This window comes from Streptomyces sp. NPDC003036 (assembly GCF_040611175.1).
Lineage (GTDB): Bacteria > Actinomycetota > Actinomycetes > Streptomycetales > Streptomycetaceae > Streptomyces.
This window is the reverse complement of record NZ_JBEXNO010000031.1, coordinates 63,122-89,343: the sequence shown is the minus strand read 5'-3', so window position 1 is coordinate 89,343 and position 26,222 is coordinate 63,122. Positions and strand designations below refer to the sequence as shown.

The 26,222-nt window shown below is 76.6% G+C and carries 13 protein-coding genes; 2 read left to right on the top strand and 11 right to left on the bottom strand.

What is annotated here, in order from left to right:
* Both ABZX67_RS22735 and ABZX67_RS22730 read right to left on the bottom strand, forming a co-directional pair.
* A partial coding sequence (locus tag ABZX67_RS22735) for a hypothetical protein (RefSeq protein WP_355362958.1) occupies window positions 1-808 on the bottom strand: 808 nt, incomplete at its 3' end.
* A 66-nt stretch (window positions 809-874) separates the two neighbouring features.
* Window positions 875-3,037 (bottom strand): PBS lyase, encoded by a 2,163-nt coding sequence (locus ABZX67_RS22730; protein WP_355362956.1) that lies wholly within the window; start codon window positions 3,035-3,037, stop codon window positions 875-877.
* A 189-nt stretch (window positions 3,038-3,226) separates the two neighbouring features.
* On the opposite strand from ABZX67_RS22730, the gene ABZX67_RS22725 reads away from it, so the two are divergent.
* Entirely contained in the window at window positions 3,227-4,024 is a 798-nt protein-coding gene (locus ABZX67_RS22725; protein ID WP_355362954.1) for a nuclease-related domain-containing protein, read from the top strand.
* On the opposite strand, the gene ABZX67_RS22720 is transcribed toward ABZX67_RS22725, so the two are convergent.
* Both ABZX67_RS22720 and ligD read right to left on the bottom strand, forming a co-directional pair.
* On the bottom strand, window positions 4,014-4,925 hold the full coding sequence (locus ABZX67_RS22720; protein ID WP_355362952.1) for an ATP-dependent DNA ligase: 912 nt from the start codon (window positions 4,923-4,925) through the stop codon (window positions 4,014-4,016). The two genes, ABZX67_RS22725 and ABZX67_RS22720, sit on opposite strands and share 11 nt — an antisense overlap.
* Complete coding sequence (gene ligD, locus ABZX67_RS22715) at window positions 4,922-5,806, bottom strand: non-homologous end-joining DNA ligase (protein WP_355362950.1); 885 nt, start codon at window positions 5,804-5,806, stop codon at window positions 4,922-4,924. The genes ABZX67_RS22720 and ligD overlap by 4 nt, the downstream gene beginning before the upstream one ends.
* A gap of 50 nt (window positions 5,807-5,856) precedes the next feature.
* On the opposite strand from ligD, the gene ABZX67_RS22710 reads away from it, so the two are divergent.
* Window positions 5,857-6,900: a Ku protein gene (locus ABZX67_RS22710; RefSeq protein WP_355362948.1), complete on the top strand. Its 1,044-nt coding sequence runs from the start codon at window positions 5,857-5,859 to the stop codon at window positions 6,898-6,900.
* Between the two features lie 49 nt (window positions 6,901-6,949).
* Here ABZX67_RS22710 and ABZX67_RS22705 read toward each other — a convergent pair whose 3' ends face one another.
* The 7 genes from ABZX67_RS22705 to ABZX67_RS22675 are packed head-to-tail and all read right to left on the bottom strand — an operon-like array spanning window position 6,950 to window position 26,222.
* Window positions 6,950-8,191: a cytochrome P450 gene (locus tag ABZX67_RS22705; protein ID WP_355362946.1), complete on the bottom strand. Its 1,242-nt coding sequence runs from the start codon at window positions 8,189-8,191 to the stop codon at window positions 6,950-6,952.
* Window positions 8,188-10,152: a beta-ketoacyl synthase N-terminal-like domain-containing protein gene (locus tag ABZX67_RS22700; protein WP_355362944.1), complete on the bottom strand. Its 1,965-nt coding sequence runs from the start codon at window positions 10,150-10,152 to the stop codon at window positions 8,188-8,190. The genes ABZX67_RS22705 and ABZX67_RS22700 overlap by 4 nt, the downstream gene beginning before the upstream one ends.
* A gap of 5 nt (window positions 10,153-10,157) precedes the next feature.
* On the bottom strand, window positions 10,158-13,328 hold the full coding sequence (locus tag ABZX67_RS22695; protein ID WP_355362942.1) for an amino acid adenylation domain-containing protein: 3,171 nt from the start codon (window positions 13,326-13,328) through the stop codon (window positions 10,158-10,160).
* Window positions 13,325-17,134 carry an amino acid adenylation domain-containing protein gene (locus tag ABZX67_RS22690; protein ID WP_355362940.1) on the bottom strand — a complete coding sequence of 1,270 codons (3,810 nt, stop codon included), beginning with the start codon at window positions 17,132-17,134 and terminating at the stop codon, window positions 13,325-13,327. Before ABZX67_RS22690 ends, ABZX67_RS22695 begins: the two co-directional genes overlap by 4 nt.
* Complete coding sequence (locus ABZX67_RS22685) at window positions 17,131-21,672, bottom strand: amino acid adenylation domain-containing protein (RefSeq protein WP_355362938.1); 4,542 nt, start codon at window positions 21,670-21,672, stop codon at window positions 17,131-17,133. Before ABZX67_RS22685 ends, ABZX67_RS22690 begins: the two co-directional genes overlap by 4 nt.
* Window positions 21,673-22,776 (bottom strand): MupA/Atu3671 family FMN-dependent luciferase-like monooxygenase, encoded by a 1,104-nt coding sequence (locus ABZX67_RS22680; protein WP_355362936.1) that lies wholly within the window; start codon window positions 22,774-22,776, stop codon window positions 21,673-21,675.
* On the bottom strand, window positions 22,767-26,222 hold the full coding sequence (locus ABZX67_RS22675) for an amino acid adenylation domain-containing protein (protein WP_355362934.1): 3,456 nt from the start codon (window positions 26,220-26,222) through the stop codon (window positions 22,767-22,769). The genes ABZX67_RS22680 and ABZX67_RS22675 overlap by 10 nt, the downstream gene beginning before the upstream one ends.

Sequence of the window (26,222 nt, the reverse complement as noted above, 5' to 3'; positions counted from 1 at the left end):
GCCGATGTCCCAAGTCTTCTCCGAAGAGACCCACCGCAATCTGCTCGCGCGCATTCCCGCCTGCACCGGCCGTGAAGTGGCCGACTGGCTTCGCCGGCGTGGGCGTGGCCGCCGTGTCCGGGCGCGGCGCGGACGGCTTGACTCGGATGATCTCGTCGCGCGTCGGCAGCATCGTCCGCTGCTGCCCGTCCCACGTCCACGCCGTGCGGTACTCGTAGCCCGGGATGCCCGCCGAGACCACGCGCGTCACCAGGTCCTTGCCCGCGAGCTCCACGCTCACGATCTGCTCCACCGTGGACATGATCCGCGTCAGCCCGCCCCGCTCGGGCAGGTAGACGCGCAGCCCCAGCTGCTGGTCCGGCATCCGGATGCCGACGATCAGCTCGTCCCTGCCGTCGCCGGTCAGGTCCCGGTGGTACGGCGCGAGCACCGGGCACCCCTTGGGCTCGCTGCCGCACCGCTCGATGCGCCGGGCCGTCCCCTCGTCCATGCCGTCCGGGCCGCTGTACTGGTCCGGGTGCGCCGCCACCTCCGCCCGGACGACCGCCACCGGGTCGACCCCGCGCACATCGCCGTCCGGGACGCGGATGCCGGGGACGCGCTCGGTGTCGCTCTCGCCGTAGTCGATCGGCGGCGCCGTCACCGGAGGCAGGTCGGGCCAGAGGCGCACCGGTCCGACCGCCGTCGGCGTGGGGCCCGCGCTCTCCAGGGCGCCCGGGTCGTCACAGCCCGCCAGCAGCAGCGTGCCGAGCGCGGCGGCGGGCGGCAGGAGCGCCGCGTACGCGGCACGGCGGTGCGGGCGGCTCACGGTGGTCCTGGTGCTCCTGCTCTCGGCCGGGCGGCGGTCTCGTCGACCTCGTTCGTCCCGTCAACCTTATTCGTACGGAAGTCCCTTTTGTCGACCGGTGGTGGCCGGCCGGTGACCCAGTCCCCGGCGGCACAGGGCCAGCAGCTTCTCGTCGTGGTGGATGTCGTGGTCGCCGGAGCTGCCCTCCGAGACGTTGTGCCGGCGCTGCCGGGCCAGCTCGCTGCGCAGCAGCGGCGCGGCGGGCTGGGCCGCCAGGGGTCCCAGCTCGGCGAGGCACTCGGCGATCTCCACCCGCGTGTAACGGTTCTCCCGCCAGGCCGCCACCAGCACCGGCAGCGCCTCCTGTACGTCCCCGGTCACCCGGCACAGCGCCACCGCCGCGTCCACCCGCAGCCACAGGTCCGGCGCCGTCAGGCAGGCGCGCAGCTCCGGCGCCGCCGCCCGGGCCGCCCCGCCGATCGCGCCCACCGCCCACGCCGCCTCGCGCCGCTCGTGCGCGTCCGGCGCCCGCAGCAGGGTTCTGAGCCTCGGCAGTACGGGCCCGGCGTCGCCGTCCACCGCCCACAGGGCCCGGGCGGCCATGCTCACCAGCCCCGCCGAGCCGTCGCCCAGCAGCGCCCGCAGGTCCTCCGCCGCCTCGCGCGCCGCCGGGCCGAACGCCGCCACCGCGCGCAGCGCGGACTCCACCACCCACTCGCGGCGGAAGGCGGGCGCCCCGCGCAGCACCCGCAGCACCTCCGGCAGCGCCTCCACCGCCCGCAGGTGCGCCAGCGCCAGCAGCAGCGGCCCCGCCTGCTCGCTGAGCCGGTCGTCCAGCGGCAGCCCGGCGAGCCGGCGCCGCAGCGGGGGCGCGAGCGGCGCGGCCGCCTCGCCGAGGTGCGGCACCGCGTACATCAGGTGCACGTTGAGCTCGGGCTCGTCCAGGGCGCAGGCCAGCGCGGGCACCGCCCGGGCGTCGCCCGCGCGGGTGAGCGCGAGGAGGGCGCTGCCCAGCCACGCCGGGCCGCCCACCCGCTCCGGCTGCCAGGGCGCCGGATCCGCCGCCACCCGCGCGGCCAGGGCGTCGGCGGCTGGGCGGGCCAGCTCGAACAGGCCCTCCAGCCAGGCCGCCGCGGCGGTCCGCAGCCGCGGCTCGGGGTCGGTCAGCTGCGCCCCGACGAGCCGCACCACCTCGTCGTACGCCCCGCGCCACGTCTGGACCAGGCCCCCGCACATCCACACGGCGTCGGCCCGCTGCCCCCAGTCGGGGCTGCGCAGCTGGTACGTGACCAGCCCGATGCGGTCGTCGACCCGGTCGTCCAGGGCGCAGTGCAGCGTCCGCAGCAGGTCGTCCGCCCACGCCGTGCCGCACCCCGCCCCCTGCTCGTCGCACCCCTCCCGTACGTACCCGGCCGGCGCCGGAGACCACAGCGGGCGGCCGAACGGCTCGACCTCCAGGGCCGGCTTCACCTCCAGGACGGGCTTCACCTCCAGGGCCGGCTCCGTGCGCGGGACCCGCCGCAGCTCCGCCAGCAGCCCCGTCACCCGCGCCACCACGTCCGACGGCAGCCGCGCGGGCGCGCACCGCGCCAGCTGGGCCAGCGACGCCAGCCGCAGCGCCGGGTCCTGGGCGGCGTCCGTCAGCCAGGCGAGCCACTCCGCGGTCTCGTCGCGCAGCGACTCGTAGCGCAGCGCGATCCGGCCCACCGCCTCGACCAGCGCGAGCCGCACCTCCGTGTCGGTCTCGACGGTCAGCCGCTCCCGCACCAGCAGCAGCACCCGCGCCGGGTCGCCGTGCAGGGAGGCCAACGCGCCGGGCGCGGCGAGCCGCACCTCGCGGTCCCCGTCGCCCAGCAGCCCGAGGAACACGTCCGACCCGGCGGCGACGGCGGCCGACGCCATCGCGTAGTTGGCCGCGTCCTCGAACTCCTCGTCCTCCGGGTCCAGCGCGGCGAGCTCGTCGTCGCCGCCCAGGTCGATGCCTCCGATGCTGGTCAGCAGCTCGATGATGCAGCCGCGGTCCTGCACCTCGGGGGAGGCCACCAGCTCCAGCAGGAACGGGATGCAGGCCAGCGTCGAGTCGTACACATCGCCCTGGTGGTGCACCGTTCCGTACATCCCGTCCAGCGCGGCCTCGCGCTCCGCCGGGTCGTCGGAGGCCAGCCCGCGCAGCAGCGCGGGCACGTCGTCGGCCGGTCCGTAGGCATGACCCAGCGAGGCCCAGTCGACCTCGTCGATCCCCGTGAACATGCCCATCCCTCCCCGTGAACACTGCACTTGGGGGCAATAGTGCACCACACGGGCGGCCACCATGACCCGCCAATCGGACACGCATCGCCACCGTTCCGACACGCCCGCCGCACGGCCGTCGCAACGCGTCGCCCCGCGTCTTGCCGCCCGCGAGCGGGCCTGTTCCCATGGGCGTGGGGGTGATGCGGCATGAGCGGACTGCGGGTCACGCCGACCCGCCGGTACGGCCGGGACCGGCTGCACGTCAGCCTGCCGGACGGCCGCGCGGTCGCCTGGTACGACCGGGACAGCGGCCGGATCAGCCTGCTCCACGACGCGTACGAGGAGGCCGTCATGGCGGCCCTCGCGCCCTTCGTCACCGGGACCGTCACCATCGGGCCGCCGCCCGTCCCCACCCCCGCCGACCTGCGGCGACTCTCCCTCCACCCTGACGACGACCTCGCTCCCAACCGCCCCGGCGAGGCCCTCCACCTGGCGCTCGGCCGGACCCCGCCGCGCCGCTTCGGGCGCGATCCGCGCCCCGCCGAGCTCGCGGCGCAGCAGCGCGTCGGCGAGGCGCTCGACCGGCTCGACGGGGCCGGCTGGCGCGTCCTGCACTCCGTACCGCTGCCGGGCGCGGCGCGCCTGGACCACCTGGCGATCGGCCCCGGCGGCGTGTTCGCGGTGCGCACCCTCGCCGCCCGCGGGCGCCGGGTGCGGATCGCCGACCCGGACGTCGCGGTGGGCCGCGCCGAGCCGCGCCCGCACCTGCGGTGGCTGCGCCGCGACGCCGAGCGGGCCGCACACGCCCTGGCCACGGCGGTGCGGCCGCTCCTCGCGGTGACGGACGCGGGCCTGCTGGACCGGGTCCCCGACCCGCGGGACGTGCGGGTGGTGCGGGACGGCGAGATCCCGTCGCTCGCCGGGCTCGGCGGTGTATTGAAGCCCGCGGACGTGGAGGCGCTGTACGCGACGGCACGCGACCGCCGCAGCTGGCTCAGTCTTTGAGCCGCAGCACCGTCGTCACCATGTGCCGGGTCGTGCCCGTCGCCACCTCCGCCGTCACCTCCGGCGGTACGGAGCGGTAGGCGACGTCGCCGATGCCGACCGCCTGCGCGGTCGCGGGCTCGCCGGGCGTGAGCGCGCGCAGCGCCGTGCCCGCGCGGGCACGCAGCGCGGGCGGCAGGGGGCTGGAGACCACCGGGACGTCGTCGTCCGGCAGGACCAGCACCAGCGCGGCGGGCCGCTCGCGCGCGCCCGTGAAGCCGACCACCACCGCGTCCCTGGTGTCGGTGTGCCGGTACTTGCGCCACACCCGCTTGCCCGGCTTGTACGGCTGGTCGAGCCGCTTGATCACCAGCCCCTCCACGCCGATCTCGGGCAGCGTCTCGTACCAGGTCTCCGCGAGCTGAGGGTCGGTCGTCATCGGCACCGCCTGGATCGGCGGCCCGAGCTCCGCGAGCAGTTCCACCAGCCGCTCGCGCCGCCAGTCGTAGCGCACCGGCCGCAGGTCGGCGCCGTCCGCCGCGAGCACGTCGAAGGCGGCGTACGAGGCGGGCAGCCGCCGCGCGAGCCCGGGGGCGCGGCCGGGCGTGGCGAAGGCCCGGCCCTGCACGGCGGCGAAGTCGGTGCGGCCCTCGCGCCAGACCACCACCTCGCCGTCGAGGACGGTGCCCGCCGGGAGGTGCCGGGCGGCCTCGGCGAGGTCGGGGAAGGCGGCGGTGATGATCCGCCCGGAGCGGGCCTGGAGCACCACGTCGTCACCGTCCTGGCGGAAGATCACCATCCGGTGCCCGTCGAACTTCGGTTCGTACGCCAGTCCCGCCTCGCGCGGCAGCGCGCCCACCGTCTCGGCGAGCGCGACCCGCACGGGCGGTCGCGGAGCGGCGGCGGCCGCGGCCCCGGTCATGGCAGGGGCCCCGCGAGGTCGGGGTCGAGCAGGGGCGCGAGGAGGTCGCCGTACCGCTCCAGGCGCGGCGGGAGGTCCTCGATGCGGAAGGCGAGCTGGGAGGGGTGGCCGCAGGCCTCGACCTCCTCCCAGGTGACGGGCGTGGAGACGACCGGCTCGCGGCGGGCCCGCAGGGTGTACGGGGCGGCCGTGGTCTTGGCGGCGGCGTTCTGGCTGTGGTCGACGAAGACCTTGCCGGGCCGCAGCGCCTTGGTCATCCGGTGCACGACCAGCCCCGCGAGCTCCGCCTCCGCCTCGACGGCGAGCTTCTTCGCGTACGCCGAGACCCGCTCGGAGGGCGCCCGCTCCAGTGCCGCGTACAGGTGCAGGCCCTTGGCACCCGAGGTCTTGGCGTACGCCTCCAGGCCGTCGGCGGCGAGCCGTTCGCGCAGCCAGACGGCGACGTGGCAGCACTCCACGACGGTGGCGGGCGCGCCGGGGTCGAGGTCGAGGACGAGCCGGTCGGCCTCGGCGGGGGCGTCGGCCCGCCACTGCGGGGTGTGGAACTCCACCACCAGGTTGGCGGCCCACATGAGCGAGGCCAGGTCTTCGACCACCACCTGGCGCATGCCCTTGTCCTCCGACCGGGGGACGGGCACGGTCCGCACCCAGGCGGGGGTGCCGGGCGGCGGGTTCTTGGTGAAGAACAGCTGGCCGTCGGGGCCGTCGGGGTAGCGCAGGAAGGACAGCGGGCGGCCCTGGAGGTGGGGGAGCAGGACGGCGGCGGCGGTCGCGTAGTAGTGCAGGATCTCGCCCTTGGTGGTGCCGGTGGCGGGGTGGATGACCTTGTCCAGGTTGCTGAGCGCCAGCCGTCGCCCCTCCACCTCGGTGATCGGCGTCATACGATGAGAATCCCATGAAACCGGGACGAACGGGATGAAAGGGACGAACCGTGCGGTCCATTTGGAATGGTGCGATTTCCTTTGGCCTGGTCAGCATCCCCATCAAGCTGGTGAACGCCACCGAGAACAAGTCCGTCTCCTTCCGGCAGATCCACGTCGAGGACGGCGGCCGCATCCGCTACCGCAAGGTGTGCGAGCTGGACGGCGAGGAAGTGCAGACGTCGGAGATCGGCAAGGCGTACGAAGAGGCCGACGGCACGATGATCCCGATCACCGACGAGGACCTGTCCGCGCTGCCGCTGCCGACCGCCAAGACGATCGAGATCGTCGCCTTCGTCCCGGCCTCCGAGATCGACCCCCTCCAGATGGACGCGGCGTACTACCTCGCCGCGAACGGCGTCCCGGCCGCCAAGCCGTACACCCTCCTGCGCGAGGCGCTCAAGCGCAGCGACCGGGTCGCGATCGCCAAGTTCGCCCTGCGGGGGCGGGAGCGGCTGGGCATGCTGCGGGTCGTCGACGACGTGATCGCCATGCACGGCCTGCTCTGGCCCGACGAGATCCGCGCCCCCGAGGGCGTCGCCCCCGACACCCATGTCACGGTGCGGGACGCCGAACTCGACCTCGCCGACGCCCTGATGGACACGCTCGGCGAGGTCGACATCCACACCCTGCACGACGACTACCGCGAGGCGGTGGAGGAGCTCATCGCCGCCAAGGCCGAGGGCGCCCTGGAGGTCCCGTCCGAGCCCAGGAAGGAAGCGGGCGGCCAGGTCATCGACCTGATGGCCGCCCTGGAGAACAGCGTCCGCGCCGCCCGCGAGGCCCGCGGCGAGCCCGCCCCCGCGGAGGCCTCGGTGACGGAGCTGTCCCCGCGCCCGCGCAAGAAGGCGCAGGCGGCCCCGAAGGAGACGGGTGCGAAGAAGTCCACCGCCAAGACCGCGAAGTCCGCGAAGGCGGCCGAGTCCGGGCAGAAGAAGCCGGCCGCGTCCCACAAGTCCACGTCCACGTCCAAGGCGTCGAAGGCGGCCGAGAAGAAGCCGGCGGCGAAGAAGACCACCGCCAAGAAGGCCGCCCCGCGCAAGCGCTCGGCGTGACGGGACAGACGGGACTGGCGGGACTGACGGGCGCGTCGGCACGCGCCCGTCACGGCTCGCTCGTCGCCCTGAACGCCACCGGCAGCGCGCTCACCCCCCGTACGAAGTTCGACGCCAGCCGCGGCGCCGGGCCCGTCACCTCGAAGGACGCCACCCGGGCGCGCAATTCGGCCAGCATCGCCCGGATCTCCACCCGGGCGAGCTGCGCGCCGAGGCAGAAGTGCGGGCCGAAGCCGAAGGTGACGTGCCGGTTGGGGTCGCGCCCCACGTCGAAGCGGTCCGGGTCGTCGAACGCCTCCTCGTCGAAGTTGGCCGACGCGCACCACAGCGTCACCGCGTCCCCCGCCGCGATCCGCGTGCCGTCCCCCAGCTCCGTGTCCACCGCGGCCGTACGGCCCACATGGGCCACCGGCGTCGTCCAGCGCAGGATCTCCTCGGCGGCCGGTTCGACCAGCGACGCGTCCGCCCGCAGCCGCGCCCACTGCCCGGGGTGCGCGGCCAGCGCCAGCAGCCCGCCCGCCATCGACAGCCGGGCCGTCTCGTCGCCGCCGATGATGAGGTTGTAGCAGTTGAGGAGGGTCTCCTCCTCGGTGAGCGGGCGCCCGTCGACCGTGCCGGTCACCAGCAGGCTGATGATGTCGCTGCCCGGCGCCTCGCGCCGCTCGGCCGCCAGCCGCAGGTAGTAGCGCATGATCTCGCTCTGCGCGATCCGCGCCTCGACGGACGCCGCGGCGCTCTCCTCGCCCAGCATCGCCGCGTTCGTCAGCTCCAGCACCTGCGCCCGGTCCGCCGCCGGCACGCCCAGCAGCTCGCAGATCGCCCGCAGCGGCACCTGCGCGGCGACCTCCGCCACGAAGTCGACGGACTCTCCCGCGCCGCTCCGCGCCACCGCCTCCGCCAGCAGCTCCCGCGTCGCGCGCGCGATCGACTCCGTCACCGGCCCCAGCTGCCGGGGCCCGAACCCGCCGGACAGCAGCCGCCGCAGCGCCGCGTGCCGCTCGCCGTCCGTCACCACGAGCATCTTCCCGGCTCCGCGGTCGTACCCCTGGAGGAGCGTGGCCAGCATGTTCCCGCCCTCCGACGAGAACGTCCGCGCGTCGCGCAGCGCCCGGGTCACGTCCGCGTGGCGCGTCACCACCCAGAAGCCCGGCACGGCCGCGCCCCGCGCGGGGTCGACGGGCTGCCAGCGCACCGGTTCCCGGCGGCGCAGCTCCCGCCACACGCCGCGCAGGTCGACCTCGGCGTGCACGCGCGGGTCGAGCAGGTCCACCGCCGTGCGGGGCACGGTCACGACTCCGCCTCCGCCTCGAACTCGTCGAGCAGCGCGTCCAGTTCGTCGTCCCCGGCCCGCAGCGCCACGATCCTGGCCGCCAGCTCGGCGAGGGTCAGCTGCTCCAGGAACAGGTCGATCGGTACGTCGATGCCGAACTCGTCGCCCATCCGGGACACGAGGTGCACGGCCGTGAGCGAGTCGCCGCCCGCCTCGAAGTACGTCCGGTCCAGGGCCTCGTCGGACGCGTCGAGGCCCAGCGCCTCCCGCAGCGCCCCCGCCACCGCCGCCTCCAGGCCGGCTTCCGGAGCCGCTTCCGGCGCCGGGGCCTGCGGCGCGCCCTGTCCGAGCGTGAGCGCGCCGAGCCGCTCGCCCGCGAACGGGTACGTCGGCAGGCTCACCCGCCGCGTGCCCTCCGGCGCCTCCGGCCAGGCGACCTCCCCGCCCGCCAGCCACGCCTCGCCCAGCGGATGCGGGTCCCGCACCCCGGCGGCCAGCCTCTCCGCGGCCTCGGCCGGGCCGGAGGCGACGACGTACGTCCGTACCGGCAGGGCGGTGCGCCCGGTGCGCAGGGTGTGCGCCACCTCGGCGAGCGGCGGCGCGTCCGACGCGCCCAGGGTGTCCGCCAACCTCCCCGCCAGCGCCCGCAGTTGCTCCTCGGTGCGGGCCGACAGCGGCAGCACGAAGGAGCCCTCGGCGGGAGCGGGGGCCGGCCGCGGCGGCGCCTCCTCCAGCACCACGTGCACGTTGGTGCCCCCGATGCCGACCGACGTCACGCCCGCCAGCCGGCCCGTGCCGTCCGCCGGGCGCGGCCACGCGGCTCCCGCCTCCGTGGCCAGCCGGAACGGCGACGACTCCAGGTCCGGATGGGGCGACTCGACGTTGACCGTCGGCGCGAGCCTGCCGTGCTCCAGCATGAGCACCGTCTTGATGAAGGCCGCCACCCCCGCCGCCGCGTCCAGGTGCCCGATGTTCGACTTGACCGACCCGAGCCGGACGGCGGACGCGCCGGCGAACGCCGTGCCCGCCGCCGCCAGTTCGATGCGGTCGCCGAGCTCCGTGCCCGTCCCGTGCGCCTCCAGGTACTGCGCCCGCGCCGGGTCCAGACCGGCCGCCTCCCACGCCTCCACGATCGCCGCCGTCTGCCGGTCCACGCCCGGAGCCGTGAACCCGACCTTCGTCGCCCCGTCGTTCGTCACCGCCGAGCCGCGCACCACCGCGCGCACCGGGTCGCCGTCCGCCAGCGCGTCCTCCAGCCGCCGCAGGACGACCACGCCGACGCCGTTGCCGGGCACGGTCCCGGCCGCCTTCTCGTCGAAGGGCCGGCACCGCCCGTCCGGCGCGTAGATCCCGCCGTCGACGTGGACGTACCCCCGGGGCCGTACGGCGTCGACGCAGACGCCGCCCGCGAGCGCGGTGTCGCACTCGCCCAGCAGCAGCGCCTGCGCCGCCAGGTGCACGGCGGTCAGCGACGTCGAACACGCCGTCTGGACGTTCATGCTCGGCCCGTCGAGCCCCAGCCGGTACGAGATCCACGGCGCCAGGAACTCCCGGTCGGTGAGGATCCGCACCTGCGTCGCGCCGATCCGGGCCGCCAGCCCGCGGTCGGTGGCGGCGGCCAGCGCGTGCTCGGTGGGCGAGCCGCCGACGTACACACCCGTACGGGCGGGCGCCCGCAGCGGGTCGTACCCCGCGTCCTCCAGCGCCGCCCACGCCGTCTCCAGCAGCAGCCGGTGCTGCGGGTCGAGCGCGGCGGCCTCGGTGCGGTGGAAGCCGAAGAGCCCGGCCTCGAAGCGGTCGGCGTCCGCGAGGAGCCCCTTGGTGCCGACCTCGCCCGCCGGGGCGTCGAAGTCGGTCAGCGAGCAGACGCCGCCCTGGAGGTTCGCCCAGTAGGCGGCCAGGTCGGGGGCGCCGGGGAAGCGCCCGCTCATGCCGACGACGGCTATCGCGCCTTCGGGGACGCCTTCGGGAACGTCGTTCATCGGTTTCAGGAGCCTTTCCGGTTGCTGCGGAGCCTTCGTGCGGTGGCGGCGCGGTCCCGCCGCGTGCGGGGTACGGGCGCGCCGCCGGTACCGCCGTCCAGGTATGCGGCGAGCGCGGCGACCGTCGGGTGCCGGAAGAGGTCGACGAGGGTCAGCGCCTCCTCGCCGTACCCGGCGCGGCGCAGGGCCGCCAGGACGGCCAGCAGTCGCACCGAATTGCCGCCCAGTTCGAAGAAGTTGTCGTGGATCCCCACCCGGTCGAGGGTCAGCGCCCGCGCCCACACCGCCGCGACGCGGCGCTCGGTGTCACTGCCCGGCGCGGCGTACGACTCCGCCAACGCGGGTCGCTCCGCCGGGGGTTCGGGCAGCGCGGCCCGGTCGATCTTGCCGGAGCGGTTCAGCGGCAGCTCGTCCAGGCGGACGAAGACCTCGGGCACCATGTAGCCGGGCAGCCGCTCCGCCAGCCGGGTACGGAGCGCCTCGTCGGGCGCGTCGCCGACGACGTACGCCACCAGCCGGTCGCCGCGCACGGCCGCGGCCGCCATCGACACCCCCGGCACCCCCGCCAGCAGCGCCTCCACCTCGCCGAGCTCGACGCGGAAGCCGCGCAGCTTCACCTGCGCGTCGCCGCGCCCGAGGTAGTGCAGCACCCCGTGCGCGTCGATCCGCCCCAGGTCGCCGGTGCGGTACATGCGGCTGCCGGGCGGCCCGTACGGGTCGGCGACGAACCGCTCGGCGGTCATGCCGGGGCGGCCGGTGTAGCCGCGCGCCAGCGAGGCCCCGGCGACGTACACCTCGCCCGTGACCCCGACGGGCACCGGCCGCAGCCGCGCGTCCAGCACATAGGTGCGGGCGCCCGGCACCGCGTGTCCGATGACCACCGGCTCGCCGGGGCGCAGCTCGGCGGTGGTCGCGTACACGGTGGCCTCGCTGGGCCCGTACGCGTTGACGATCCGCCGCCCGGGCGCGGCCAGCCGCTCCACCAGCTCGGCGGGGCACGCCTCCCCGCCGACGGCGAGCGTCCGCAGCCGGGGCAGCGCGGCGCCCGCCCCCTCGGGCAGCATCATCGCGGCGGACGGCGGCAGGAACACGTACGTGATGCCGCTGTCCCGCAAGCGCGCGAACAGCCCGTCCCCGAGCCGCTCGTGCTCCCGCGCGATGTGCAGCTCGGCACCCGCGACCCACGGGAAGAACAGGTCGGACACGGCCACGTCGAACCCGAACGACACGAACTGCAGCACCCGGTCCTCGGCCGTGACCGGGAACACCGGCCGCACGGCGACGGCCAGGTTCACCAGTGCCCGGTGCTCCACGGCCACGCCCTTGGGGACGCCGGTGGAACCGGAGGTGTAGAGGACGTAGGCGAGGTCGGCGGGCCCCGGCCGCAGGGCTTCACCCCCCTGGGTCCCGTCGCCCGGCTCGTCCACCCGCAGCGGCCGCACCCCCAGCTCCCGGTCCGCCGTCTCCGCCGCCACCAGCAGCAGCGACATCCCGGAGTCCTCGGCCATGTAGCGCAGGCGTGCGTCCGGGTTCGCCGGGTCCAGGGGGACGTACGCGGCGCCCGCCCGCAGGACCGCGAGGGCCGCGACCGCCATGTCCGCCGAGCGCGGCAGCAGCAGGCCGACGCGGACGCCGGGCCGGGCGCCCGCCGCGCGCAGCCGGGACGCCAGGGCGTCGGCGCGGGCGAGCAGCTCGCGGTAGGTGAGGCGCAGCCCGCCGCAGACCAGGGCCGTGGCGTCCGGGCGCTCGGCCGCGCGGTCCGCGACCAGGTCCGGCACCAGGCGGTCCACCGGCGCCGCCTCGGCCGTGCGGTCGGCGGCCGCATGCACGCGGTCGCGCTCGTCCGCCGGGACCGCGTCCAGCAGGGACAGCGGCGCGTCGGGTCGGGCCAGGGCGTCGGAGAGCAGCGTCTCGAAGGACCGCGCCCACGCGCGTACCGTCGCCGCCTCGAACAGACCGGTGCGGAAGATGAACTGCGCCGCCAGGTCCTCCCCCCAGCGCTCCACGTGCAGGTGCAGGTCGAACTTCGCGGCCTCCACCTCGACGTCGGCGCGCTCGACCTCCGCGCCCGCCAGCGCGAGCGACAGCTCGGTGTCGTCGTCGTACGCGAACACCACCTGGACCACCGGGTCGTGGCTGGTCTCCCGGGCCGGGGCGACCGCGTCGACGACCGCCTCGAACGGCGCGTCCTCGTACGGCCGGGCCGCCACCAGCCGCTCGCGCAGCCGGGCGACCAGCTCGCCGTACGAGGGGTCGCCGGAGAGGTCCACCCGCAGCGCCAGCGTGTTGGTGAGCATGCCGACCGTCTCCTGGAGCTCGGGCCGGTCGCGCCCCGACACCGGGAACCCGATCACCAGGTCCTCGCGCCCCGAAAGCCGCCCCAGGAAGGCCGCGTACGCCGCGAACAGCCCCATGAAGGGGGTGGCCCCGCGCGCCCGGGCCACGGCCGCCAGCCGCTCCCGCACCGCGGCGCCGATCCGGAACCGCACGCTCCCGCCCGCCGCCGAGCGCACCACCGCGCGCGGCCGGTCCAGCGGCAGCGCCACCGTGCCGGGCGCCCCGCGCAGCTGATCCGCCCAGTGCGCCACGGCCCGGTCGTACGCGCCCCGCTCCATCCGCTCGCGCTGCCAGGCCGCGTAGTCGGGGTACTGCAGCGGCGGTTCGGGCAGCGCGTCCGGCAGGCCCTTCAGCTCCGCCTCGTACGCCGCCGAGAGGTCCCGCAGGATCACCTGGAGCGACCAGCCGTCGCACACCAGGTGGTGGGCGACGAGCAGCACCCGGTGCGAGCCGCCGCCGACGCCGTACACCGTGGCACGCAGCAGCGGACCGGCCGCCGTGTCGAACGGCCGCGCCGCCTCCGCCCGTATCCGCGCGTCCACCTCGCCCGCCGGGACGCCGGTCTCCACCCGCACCGCCGCCCGGCCGCCCGACGCGACGATCTGGACCGGGATCCCGTCGGGGGACGCCCGGAAGACGGTGCGCAGCGCCTCGTGCCGCTCCACCAGCGCGTCCAGCGCGCGGCGGAACGCGGCGACGTCGAAGGGGCCGCGCACGGCGAAGGCGGCGGGCACGTTGTACTGCGCGGAGCCCGGGGCCAGCTGGTCCAGGACGAGCAGTCGGCTCTGCGCGTCGGAGACCGGGAACTCGTACTCCTCCACCTCTTCCACTTCCGTCATGACGTCCCCCGTAGTACGTCGTCGAGGACGGCGGCGACGGCCGCCGCCGGTCCCGCGTCCAGCACCTCGCTGTGGCCGCAGTCCAGTTCGTGGACGTCGAGCGCGGCCGCCCACGGCCGCCACGCCGCCGCCTTCTCCTCCGTCGTCGCCTCGGCCGCGCGCGTCGCCGAGAAGAGCGTCACCCGCCCGTCGTACGGCGACGGCCGCCAGGCGCGCGCCAGCCGGATGTGGTGGGCCATCGAGTCGGCCACGGCCGCGAGCCGCGCGTCGTCGAACCCGGCGAGGACGCCCTCCCCGTCCCGTACGCGCGCGAAGACCTCGGCCCGGACCGGCGGACAGGCGTCCGGCGGCACCTGGTTGTTGCGCAGCAGCAGCCGCACCGCCTCCCGCTCGACGGCCTCAGGATCGAGGGGCCCGGCGGAGGCCGGCTTCGGCATCGCGTCGACCACCGCGAGCAGCCCGACCTCCTCGCCCGCCCGCCGCAGCCGGACGGCCATCTCGTGGGCGAGCGGCCCGCCGAAGGAACGGCCGACGAGGAGGTACGGGCCGTGCGGCCGGACGGCGCGGACCCGCTCGACGTACTGCTCCGCCAGCGCCCCCATGTCGGCGGGCAGGTCCGTCTCGCCGCGCAGCGCGGGCGACTGCAGGGCGAGGACCGGGAGGCCGGGGGAGAGGTGCGACAGCAGCGCCGTGTACGCCCAGCCGAGGCCGAAGCCCGGGTGCACGCAGAACAGCGGCGTACGGTCCGGGCGCCCGGGGCGCAGGGTGACCAGCGGCCCGAAGCCGTCGTCGGCGTCCCCGTCCAGGCGGTCGGCGAGCGCGGCCGGGGCCGGCGCCTCGAACAGCGCGGCGAGCGGGACGCGGACGCCGAGCGCCGTCTCGATCCGCGAGGCCAGCCGCAGCGCGAGCAGCGAGTGCCCGCCGCGCGCGAAGAAGTCGTCGTCGGGGCCGACCGCGTCCACCCCGAGCACCTCGGCGAACAGCGCGCACAGCGCCGCCTCCCGGCCGGGCCGGGGCGCGCGGAGCGTTTCCCCTGCCGCTCGGGGCTCCGGCAGCGCCGTCCGGTCCACCTTCCCGTGCGCCGTGAGCGGCACCGCGTCCAGGCGCGCCCACACCGACGGCACCAGGTGCGGCGGCAGGACCCGTGCAGCCTCCTGCCGTACGGCACGGAGCCCGGCGCCCGGCGCGAGGACGACGTGCGCGGCGAGCACCTTGCCGCCGTCGCCGTCCGCCCCCGTCGGCCGGGCCGTCACCACGGCGCGGACGACTCCGGCGCAGCGCCCCAGCGCCGCCTCGACCTCGGCGGGCTCGACACGGAAGCCCCGCACCTTGACCTGCGCGTCGGCGCGGCCCTCGAATTCCAGCACCCCGTCGGCGCGGCGCCGCACCAGGTCCCCGGTGCGGTACATGCGGGCGCCGGGCGGCCCGTACGGGTCGGCGACGAACCGCTCGGCGGTGAGGCCGGGCCGGTGCAGGTAGCCGCGCGCGAGACCGGTCCCGGCGACGTACAGCTCGCCGGTCGCGCCGTCGGGGACGGGGCGCAGGGCGGCGTCGAGGACGTACGTACGGGTCCCGTCGAGGGGCCGCCCGATGCCCTCGGGCCCGGCGGTGGCGAACACGGTGGTCTCGGTGGGCCCGTACCCGATGACGACGCGGGTGCCGGGACAGGCCTCCCGCACGCGCCGCACGGCCTCCGGCGCCACGACGTCGCCACCCGCCCACACCTCGCGCAGGCCGGACAGCACCTCGGGCGCGACGTCGGCGACCACGCGGAACAGCTCGGCGGTCAGCCACAGCGCGGTGACGCCCTCGTCGGGCAGGAGCCGCTTGAGGAGGTCGGGCGTCACCGGCTCCGGGGGCGCGAGGACGACGGTCCCGCCGGTGAGGAGCGGCACCCACACCTCGTAGGTGGCGGCGTCGAAGGTGTGCGCGCTGTGGAACAGCACGCGGCGGTGGGCCCCGCCCTCGAAGCGCCGGTCGGCGGCGAGTTCGGCGATCGCGCGGTGCGGGACGACGACGCCCTTCGGCTCGCCGCTGGAGCCCGAGGTGTACATGACGCAGGCGGCGTCGTCCGGACCGGGCGGCGCGCAGCGTGCGGTGTCCGCCGGGCCTTCCGCGTCGAGGCGGAGTTCGGCCACGTCGCGCGGCAGCCACGGCACCGGCTCCGGCGTCACGGCGAAACGCGCCCCCGAGGAGGCGAGGAGCCGGCGCAGCGGGGCGGACGGCTGGGCCGGGTCCAGGGGGAGGTACGCGGCGCCCGCCGTGACCACCGCCAACTGCGCCACCACCAGCGGCAGCGAGCGCGGCAGCAGCAGCGCCACCGTGTCGCCCCGCCGGACCCCCGAGGCGACCAGGCGCCGGGCCAGCGCGTCCGACGCGGCCGCCAGCTCGGCGTACGTGAGGGAGCCCGAGCCCGAGCCGTCCACCGCGCGCAGCGCCACCGCCTCCGGGGTGCGCGACGCCTGCTGCGCGAACCGCTCCACGACCGTCGCCGGCCCGGGGGACGCCCCCGCCGGTCCCGCTCCCGCCGCCAGCAGCGCGGCGCGCTCCTCGGGCGGCAGGACGTCCAGCCGGGCCACCGGCCGGCGCGGGTCGCCCGCGAGCTCCTCCAGCGCGCGCGCCAGCCGCGCCGCCACCGCGTCGGGCGCGATGCCGTGGCGGCAGGTGACCCGCAGCAGCATGCGCTCGCCCGCGACGACGGCCACGGTCACCGGGTAGTGGGTGGCGTCCTCCGCCTCGACGAGGCGCACGGCGGCGGTGCCGTCCGCCGCGGAGCGCGGGAAGTTCTCGAACGCCAGCACCGTGTCGAAGAGGTCCCCGGCCCCCGCCGCCCGCTGCACCTCCGCGAGCCGCACATGGTGGTACGGAGCGAGGCGCAGCTGCTCGTCCTGGAGGCGGGCCAGCAGCCCGCCCACCGACTCGCCCTCGCGCAGCCGCACCCGTACCGGCAGCGTGTTGATGAAGAGGCCCACCATCTCCTCCACGCCCGGCAGGTCGTGCGGCCGGCCCGAGACCACGGCCCCGAACACCACGTCCCGCGCGCCGCCGCCCGTCATCCGGTGCAGGACCAGCGCCCAGGCGGCCTGGACCAGGGTGTTGACGGTGACCCCGCACGCGGCGGCCCGCCGCGTCAGCGCGGCCGTGAGCGCGGCGGAGAGCTCCAGGTCGTGCACAGCGGCCTCGGAGGAACCGGACGGGGACAGGAGCGGCGGCCGCTCCAGGCCCGCGAGCGCCGCGTGCCACGCCGCCCGCGCCGCGTCGGCGTCCTGCCGCCGCAGCCACGCGAGGTAGTCCCGGTAGGGGACGGGCGGCGGCAGCGGTGCACCGGCGCAGAGCGCGGCCAGGTCCCGTTCCAGGAGCGGCAGCGACCAGCCGTCCAGGAGAAGGTGATGGAAGGTCAGGACGAGGTCGCGGCCCGCCACCAGGGCACCCCGCACCAGCGGAGGCCGCTTCACGTCGAACCCCCGCGCCCGCTCCTGCGCCATCACCTCCCGTACGTCGCCGGTGGCGACCTCCCGCCACTCGACCGCCGCCTCGCGCGGGATCAGCTGCACCGGCCGCTCCAGCCGCTCGTGCCGGAAGCACGCCCGCAGGTTCGGGTGCCGCTCCAGCAGCGCCGCCACGGCCTGCCGCACCGGCACCGGGGTGCCGGGGCCGATCCGGAAGCGGGCCTGCACCACGTACGGGTCCGGCTCCTCGCCCCCGGCGTCGCGTACCGCGTGGAAGTAGAGCCCTTCCTGCGCGGGCGCCAGCGGCAGCACATCCGCGATCCGCCCGCCGCCACGGGCCGGGCCGCGCTCGCTCACAGGTCCCCCTCCAGCATCTCCAGCTGCTCCTGCGACAGCTCCACCAGGTCGAAGTCCGACGCCGTGTGCCCGCCCGCGCCCTCCCGGGCCGCCTCCGTCACCAGCGCTTCGACCGCCTCGCGCCACAGCTCCGCGAGCCGCCGCACCCCGGCGCCGTCCAGGACCCCTTCCGCGTACGACCACGCGGCGACCAGCCCCCGGTCGAGCGCCACCGCGTCGATCTCCAGCGCGTGCGCCAGCGGCATCGCGTCCGCCGCCCCGCCGAGCAGCTCACCCCCGGCCACATCGGTGCCGCCCAGCCGCCCCAGGTAGTTGAAGCGGACGTCGGGCACGGGCAGGGCCGCCAGCTTCGGCGCCGTGTCCTCGTTCAGGTAGCGCAGCAGCCCCCACCCGACACCCCCGTCCGGCACCGCGCGCAGCTGCTCCTTGACGCGCTTCAGCGCCTCGCCCGCAGCCGCCTCCGCCTCCGCCGTACCGCCCGCGTCCAGCCGTACCGGGTACTGGGTGGTGAACCAACCGATAGTCCGGGACACGTCCACCCCGTCCGCCAGGGCGTCGCGCCCATGCCCCTCCAGGTGCACCAGCACACCGGAGCCGCCGCGCCACCGCTCCACGGCCACCGCGAGGGCGGCCAGCAGCACCGCGTCCGTACCGCAGTGGAACGCCGCGGGCACGGCCCCGAGCACCGCCTCCGTCACCTCGGCGCCGAACTCCACGGTGAAGGTGGCCCGGGGCGCCCCGGCGCCGCGCCCGCCCGCGATCCGGGCGTCCGGCGCGCCCGTCAACGCCCGCTCCCACCAGGCCGCTTCGGTGTCCACCCGGTCCGGCCGCGCCGCCTCCTCGCGCAGCAGCTCCGCCCACCGCCGGAAGGACGTGCCGCCCGCCTCCCGGGCCGGGGAGTCCGAGCCCGCCAGCGCGGCGGCCAGCTCGGGCCCGAGCACCCGCCAGGACACGCCGTCCACGGCGAGGTGGTGCACCGTCACCAGCAGCCGCCGGAGGGAGCCGTCGCCCTCCAGGACGGCCCGCAGCATCTCGCCCCGCGCCGGGTCCAGCCGCGCGTCCTCCGGAGCCTCGCGCAGGACCTCCACCCGTACGTCCCCGACGGGCCGGACCTCCAGCTCGACCTGGTCCGCGTCCGGGCCGCCGTCGACCAGCCGCATCCGCAGCGCCCCGTGCCGGTCCACCAGCCCCTGCACGGCAGCTGCCACCCGCTCGTACGGCACCCCGTCGGGGACGGGGAACGCCATCGACTGGGTGAACGCCGCCGGGTCACCGCCGTGTTCACGGCTCAGCTCGCGCCACCACCGCATGACGGGCGTGAGCGGCAACCGCCCCGCGTCCGAGCCCCCGGACGCGGGGGCTGCTTCCCGCGCCACCCGCGCCAGCCCCGCCGGGGTCCGCGCCGTGAACACGTCCCGGGGCGTGAGCGCGAGCCCCGCCTCCGTCAGCGCCCGCCCGGCCAGCTGGATCGCCATGATGCTGTCGCCGCCGAGCCGGAAGAAGTCGTCGTCCGCGCCGACCGACGCCACGCCCAGCACCCCCGCGAAGAGCCCGCACAGGGCTTCCTCGCGCCCGGAGGCCGGAGCCCGCCCGGCTTCCGCCACCCCGCCCGGCTCGGGCAGGGCGGCCCGGTCCAGCTTGCCGTTCGCGGCGACCGGCAGGGCGTCCAGCACCACCACATCGGCCGGCACCATGTGCGCGGGCAGCCGCCCGGCCGCGTACGCGAGCAACTCCCCGATGCCGACGGAGCCGTTCGGCACCACGTACCCCACCAGGCGCCCGCCGCGCACCACCACCACGGCCCGCCCGACCGCCGGGTGCTCGGCGAGGACGGCCGCCACCTCGCCCGGCTCCACCCGGAAGCCCCGCAGCTTCACCTGGTCGTCCGCGCGGCCCAGGCAGTCCAGCGACCCGTCCTCGCGCCACCGCGCCAGGTCCCCGGTCCGGTACATCCGCGCGCCCGGCGGCCCGTACGGATCGGCGACGAACCGCTCGGCGGTCAGCCCCGGTCGCCCCAGGTAGCCGCGCGCCAGCCCGTCGCCCGCCAGGTACAGCTCGCCGCGCACCCCGGCCGGTACCGGGCGGAGCCGCGCGTCGAGGACGTACGCGCGCGTACCGGCCACCGGCGTCCCGATCGTCGGCGTCCGCCCGTCCGGCACCAGCGGCCCGGACGCGGTGGCGCCGACGGTCGACTCGGTCGGCCCGTACGCGTTGTGGAACCGCCGCCCGGTGCCGGGGGCGGCCCAGCGGGCCACCAGCTCCGGCGGGCACGCCTCCGCGCCCGACGCGACCACCCGCAGGTCCGGATACGCGCCGTCCGGCACGGTCGCCAGCACCGACGGCGGCAGCAGGGTGCACGTGATCCGCTCCCGGGTCAGTACGTCCCCGAGGGCCGCGCCCACCAGCGGCCCGGCGGGCGCCACGACCAGCGTCGCCCCGGCCGTGAACGCCATCGCCGCCTCACCGACCGAGATGTCGAAGGCGGGCGACCCCAGCTGGAGCACCCGGTCGTCCGGCCCGAGCCCGAACCGCTCCGCGTAGCCGTGCCCCAGCGCGGCGATGCCCCGGTGCGTGACGACGACGCCCTTGGGCCGCCCGGTGGTGCCGGAGGTGTAGATGACGTACGCGGTGTCGTCCGCGCCCACCTCCCGTACGGGAAGCGGCTCGTGCGCCGCGTACGCCGCCTCGTCCAGGACGAGCAGGGGCATCTCGCCCGGCAGGTCGTCATGCTGACGGTCGGTCACCATGAGCACCGGCGCCGCGTCCTCCAGCACGTACCGCACGTGCTCGGCCGGGTAGTCGAGGTCGATCGGCAGGTACGCGGCGCCCGCCCGCTGCACCGCCAGCGCGGCCACCACCATCGCGGGCGTCCGCCCCAGCGCCAGCGCCACGAGCCGCCCGGGCCCGGCGCCGCGCGCCGCGAGCAGACCGGCCAGCCGGTCCACCCGGTCGGCGAGTCCGGCGTAGGTCAGCGCGACGTCGCCGCACGCCAGCGCCACGGCACCGGGCGTACGCGCCGCCTGCCGCGCCACCAGGCCGGGGAGCGTCTCCGGTCGCGGCCCCGCCGGACCCGCCGAGGCCGCCAGCAGCCGGGCCCGCTCCGCCGCCGGCACCAGGTCGTGATCGCGCACCGGGGCGTCCGGCGCCGCCGTCACGTGCCGCAGCAGCTCCACGTACGCCTCGGCCCACCGCGCCACCGCCTCGGGCGCGAACAGCTCCGTGCGCACCTCGAAGCTGCCCGTCATGCCCTCGGCGGGGTCGGCGGCGTCCCGGACGATGCCGACCAGGTCGTGCTCGCCGCCCGTGTGGATGCGCTCGGGCACGGCGAACTCGCTCAGCGCCCGCACACTGCGCTGCTGCGCCAGGTGCATGAACACCCACTGGAACAGCGGCGAACGCCCCGCGTCCCGCTCGGGCGCCACCGCCGACACGATCCGCCCCACCGGCACGTCGGCGTTGGCCATCAGCTCCGGGAAGTCGGCCGCGAACCGCGCCAGCACCTCCCCGAAGGAGTCCTCCGGTCCGATCCGCCACCGCGTGGGCACGGCGTTCATCACGTACCCGATGACCCGCTCCAGGCCCTTGGCCGCCCGGTTCGCGGTCGGCGTGCCCAGCACCAGGTCACCGGCGCCCGACAGCCGGTGCGCGAGCACCGCGAACGCCGCCATCAGCACCACGTACACCGACGCGCCCCGCTGCCGCGCCAGCGCCCGCACCGCGTCCGCCGTCTCCCGCTCGATCCGGAACGGCACCTGCGCGATCCCGGGACCGCGGCCGGCCGCCGCCGTCGGCGTACCGGGCACGGTCAACGCCCCCGGCGGCTCGGCGAGGTAGCGCCGCCAGAAGCCGAGGCGCGCTTCGAAGACCCCGGCGGCCTCCAGCTCGCCCTGCCAGGCGGCGAAGTCGGCGTACTGAACACGCGGCCGCGTCAGCCGGTGCGCGGTGCCGTCGCGCACCGACCGGTACGCCTCGGCGAACTCGCTCTGGAGCACGTCGAAGGACCACCAGTCGGTGATGATGTGGTGCAGGCTCAGCATCAGCGTGGACCGCCGGTCGTCGACCGTGACGAACCGCGCCCGGATCAGCCGGTCGCCCGCCAGGTCGAACGGCCGCCGCCGGAACGCCTCCAGGGCCTGTTCGATCCCGCGCCCGGTCCCGCGCAGGTCCTCCCGCTCCAGCACGAAGGGCCCCTCGTCCGGGAACTCCAGCCACAGGTCCCCGGCCCGCCCCCGGATCCGCGCCCGCAGGATGTCGTGGTGCTCCCGCACCAGCGTGAGCGCCGCCGCCAGGTGCGCGGGGTCGACCGGCCCGTCGAAGTGGTACGCCGAGCACAGGTTCAGCGCCGGGGTCCCCGGATACAGGGAGTCGTACACCCACAGGTCCTCCTGCGCGGGGCTGAGCCGCACCGGCCCGTCACCGTCCCGCACCGGCACGACGGCGGGCACGGACCCGGCCCGCCCCGACTCCACCAGGCGCCGCATGAACCGCACGCGCTGCTCGGAGCCGAGCGCGCGGAACCGGTCGGCCGTCGACACCATCTAGAAGTCCTCCTGGAGTTCCGCCAGCCGGTGCAGCCCGGCCAGCACGTCGTCCCGGCCGAGGCCGAAGTCGATGAAGCAGGCGACCTCGTCGACGCCCAGGTCGCGCAGGTCGGCGAGCATCTTCCGGCAGGTCTCCGCCGAGCCGAGCAGCGAGCCCCACGTGAGGTAGCGGCGGAAGGCGAACTCCGCCATCAGCGCCGTCTGCTCGTCCGTCAGCCCGGCGGTGCGCCGGTCGGCGGACCGGTTGGCGGAGGTCTGCCGCACGTACGAGCGCAGGTACGCGGTCAGGGGCGCCGCCACCAGCCGCCGTACGTGCGCGTCGTCCTCGCCGACGAAGGTGTGCGCCATGAGCGTGACCCTCCCGTGCGGCGCCATGCCACTGAGCGGGGCCCCGTCCTGCCCGTGCGCGGCGGCGTGTGCCGCCCGGTACCGGGCGATCTTCCCGGCCAGCTCGTCCCGGCTCTGGCCCACGGTCGCCCCCAGCACCCCGGTCCGCAGCCGCCCGGCCGTCTCCCAGGTCTCGGGGCTCCCGGAGGTGGTCAGCCACAGCGGCAGCGCCTCCTGCACGGGCGTGGGCGTGGGCCGCACGGCCACCGCCTCCCCGACGCCGTCCTCGAACTCCACCGCCTCCCCGGCCCACAGCCGCCGCAGCAGCGGCACGTCCCGCAGCACGCGCTCGCGCCGGTCGGCGTACGCGCCGGGGGAGACGACGAAGTCGGCGGAGTGCCAGCCGGTGGCGACGGACAGCCCGACGCGCCCGCGCGACAGGTTGTCGACGACCGCCCAGTCCTCCACCACCCGCAGCGGATGGTGCAGGGGCAGGACGACACTGCCGGCCCGGATCGCGATCCGCTCGGTGGCGACGGCGAGCGCGGCACTGAGCACGGGCGGACTGGGGAACACCTGCCCGACCTGCTGGAAGTGCCGCTCGGGCGTCCACACGGCGTGGAACCCGAGCCGGTCGGCGGCGCGGGCGACGGCGAGGATGTCGTCGTACGCCCCCACGTGCCGCCCCCGCCCGGCCCCTGCCCCGGCCTCCGCGGCTCCGGCCTCCGCCCCGCCCGGCGCGTCCGCGCCGAAGAACATCACGCTCAGGTCCATGACCGCTCCCCCTCCCGCCGGTCCTGCTCCGGTTCCTGGGCCCGCTGCCGGGGCACCCGGGCCCGGCGGGGGATCGGGGAGTCGGCGGCGCGCGGGGGCCGGTCCGCGGCCCCCAGGGCGGCGGCCAGACCGGCGGGCGTCGGCGTCTCGAAGATCTGCGCGGCGGTGACGGCCCCGCCGCCGAGCCCCTCGTTCGTGAGGCGCGCGGCGACGCGCACCGCGCGCAGGGAGTTGCCGCCGAGCATGAAGAAGTCGTCGTGCGGCCCGACCTGCTCGACGCCGAGCACGTCCCGCCACACCGCCGTGACGCGCCGCGTGAGCGCGGTGTCGGGAGCGTCCGGCACGGGCGCCGGCTTCGGCGATGTCCGAGCCTCGGCGGTACGGGGCGGCTCGCCGAGGTCCAGCTGCGAGAGCCGGACATCGGGGTCGGCGGCCGCGGCCTCCAGCACCCTTACGAAGGCGTCGGCGAGCCACTCCACCACCGCGTGGTCCAGCGCGGCCGTGCGGTACTCCAGCGTGACCGCCACCCCCTCCGGCGCACCCGTGGGCCCCGCCCCGTAGTGGTCCGTCACGTCCACGAGCAGCTCGAAGCGCGCCGCGCCCGTACGCACGACCTCCACCGAGGCGTCCACGCCCGGCAGGTCCACCTCCGCGCGGGCGTTGTTCTGCAGGGCCAGGACCACGTCCGTGAACGGCTGGCGCCCGACCCGCCGCGCCGGGTTCAGCGCGTCGACGACCTCCTCGAACGGCACGTCCTGGTGCGCCAGCGCCGACAGGTCCGCCTCCCGCACGCGGGCCAGCAGCTCCCGTACCGTCGGGTCGCCGGACGTGTCGGCGCGCAGGACCAGCAGGTTCACGAAGAAGCCGACCACGTCGTCGACGGTCCCGTCGTTCCCGCGCCCCGCGACCGGCGCGGCGACCGCGGTGTCCTCGCCCGCGCCCGCCCGGGCCAGCACGGCGGCCAGCGCCGCGTGCAGCACCATGAAGAGCGTGGCCCCGTGCGCGCGGCCCAGCTCCACCAGCCGCCGGTGCGCCCCGGCGTCCAGGCTCCGCACGACGGTGCCGGCGTCCCGGGCCCCGCCGCCCTCGCCGCGCCACGGCAGCTCCGGCGGCCGTACGCCGGCCAGCGCCTTCTCCCAGTACGCCAGCTGCGTGTCGCGTAGTTCCACCAGCCGCTCCCGCCGGCGCCGCGCGTGCTCGGCGTACCCGACCGGAAGGGGAGGCAGCGCCGTACCCGCGTACGCCCGCGACAGGTCGCGGAAGAGCGGCGGCAGCGACCAGCCGTCCGCCGCGATGTGGTGCAGCACCAGCAGCAGCGCGTGCTCGCCGGGCCGCTCCCGTACGGTGAACAGCACGCCGCGCACGGGGAGTTCGGCGCTCAGGTCGAACCGGTGGAGCGCCTCCTCGCGGATCCGCCGCTCCAGCTCCGCGTCGCCCACGACCAGGTGCGTGAACGGCGGCCGGGCCGCGTCCCCCGCCCGTACGCGCCGCACCGGCTCGCCGTCCACCGCGTCGAACACCGTCCGCAGCGCCTCGTGCCGCGCCACGACCGCGCCGAGCGCGGCGGCCAGCGCGCCGGCGTCCACGGGCCCGCGCAGCCGGGCCAGCATGGGCATGTTGTACGCGACGCCCGCGTCGAGCCGGTCCAGGAACCAGAGCCTGCGCTGGGCGTACGACACCGACGTGCCGTCATCCGGAGCACCCGGTTCCGCCGGCAGGGAAACGGAGGTCAACCGGGGCGCCAGCGCCACCGGCGTCGGCGCCTCGAACAGCGTCCGTACGTCGACCTCGGCGCCCAGCTCCGCGTGGATCCGCCCCAGCAGCCGCGCCACGAGCAGCGAGTGCCCGCCCAGCGCGAAGAAGTCGTCGTCGGCGCCGACCGACTCCACGCCCAGCACCTCGGCGAACAGCCTGCACAGCGCCGCCTCGCGCGCGTCACCGGGCGCCCGCCCGAGGCCGCCCGCCACGGGTCCCGGCGCGGGCAGGGCGGCCCGGTCCAGCTTGCCGTTCCCCGTCAGCGGCAGCGCGTCCAGCGTCACGAACGCCCCCGGCACCAAATGGCCGGCCAGCACGCTCTTCGCGTACGCGCGCAGATCCGCCTCGTCGTATCCGTCGCGCCCGACGACGTACGCCACGAGCTGCCGCTCCCCGGCGTGGTCCTCGCGGGCGACGACCGCGACCCGGCGGACGCCCGGGTGGCGCCCCAGCACGGCCTCGACCTCGCCGGGCTCCACGCGGAAGCCCCGGATCTTGACCTGCGCGTCGGCCCGCCCGACGAACTCCAGCGCGCCGTCCGCCGCCCGCTGCCGCACCAGGTCCCCGGTCCGGTACATCCGCGAACCCGGCGGCCCGTACGGATCGGCGACGAACCGCTCCGCGCTCGCCCCCGCCTGCCCGGCGTACCCGAGCGCGAGCCCGGCCCCGGCGGCGTACAACTCCCCGACGACCCCGTCCGGAACGGGCCGCAGCCGCGCGTCGAGGACGTACACCCGCTTCCCCGCCAGCGGCCGCCCGATGGGCACGGAGGGCGTCTCGCCACCCCGGACATCCTCCGGCCCGATCAGGTGGGTGGTGAGGAACACCATGCCCTCCACCGGCCCGTAGCCGTTGCTGATCCGCAGCCCGGGCCACCGCTCCAGCGCGCGCGCCACATGCGGAGCGGACAGCGCCTCGCCGCCGACGACGAGTTCGCGTACGCCGTCGACCGCGCGCGGATACTCGTCCACGATCACGTTGAACAGTCCGGCGGACAGGTACGCCGAGGTGATGCGGTGCTCGGCGACGAGCCGGCCCATCACCACCGGGTCCGGCCGCCGGCCCGGATGCAGCACGCACGTCCCGCCGCCCAGCAGCGGCCCCCACAGCTCCAGCGCGAACGCGTCCCACGACACGGGCGCGCACTGCAGCCACACCGCCCCGGGCCCGAAGGAGGCGAAGTCCTGCCCGGTCAGCGTCGCCGTGATGGCGTGGTGGGAGGCGACGATGCCCTTCGGCCGCCCGGTGGACCCGGAGGTGAACATCACGCACGCGGCGTCGCCCGCGTCCCCCGCGCCGAGGGCGTACGCCCCGCCCTCGGCCGCCACGGCTGCCACGTCGACGGAGGGCCCGTGCTCCCAGCGCGCGCCCGCCCGGTCCACGACGACGCCGACGCCCGCGTCGGCGGCCATCGCCCGCAGCCGCGCCGCCGGGAAATCGGGGTCGAGCATCACGTACGCGGCGCCCGCCTTGAGCGTGCCGAGCAGCGCCACCACCATCGCGGCCGACCGCTCCAGGTACACGCCCACGCGCGAGCCCCGCACCACCCCGTGGCCGGCCAGCGCCCCGGCGAAACGTTCCGCCGCCTCGTCGAGCCGGCGGTACGTCAGCCTCTCGTCGCCGTCGACCAGCGCGACCGCGTCCGGGGCGCGGCGCACCTGCTCCGCGAACCGCTCGTGCACACGCTCCAC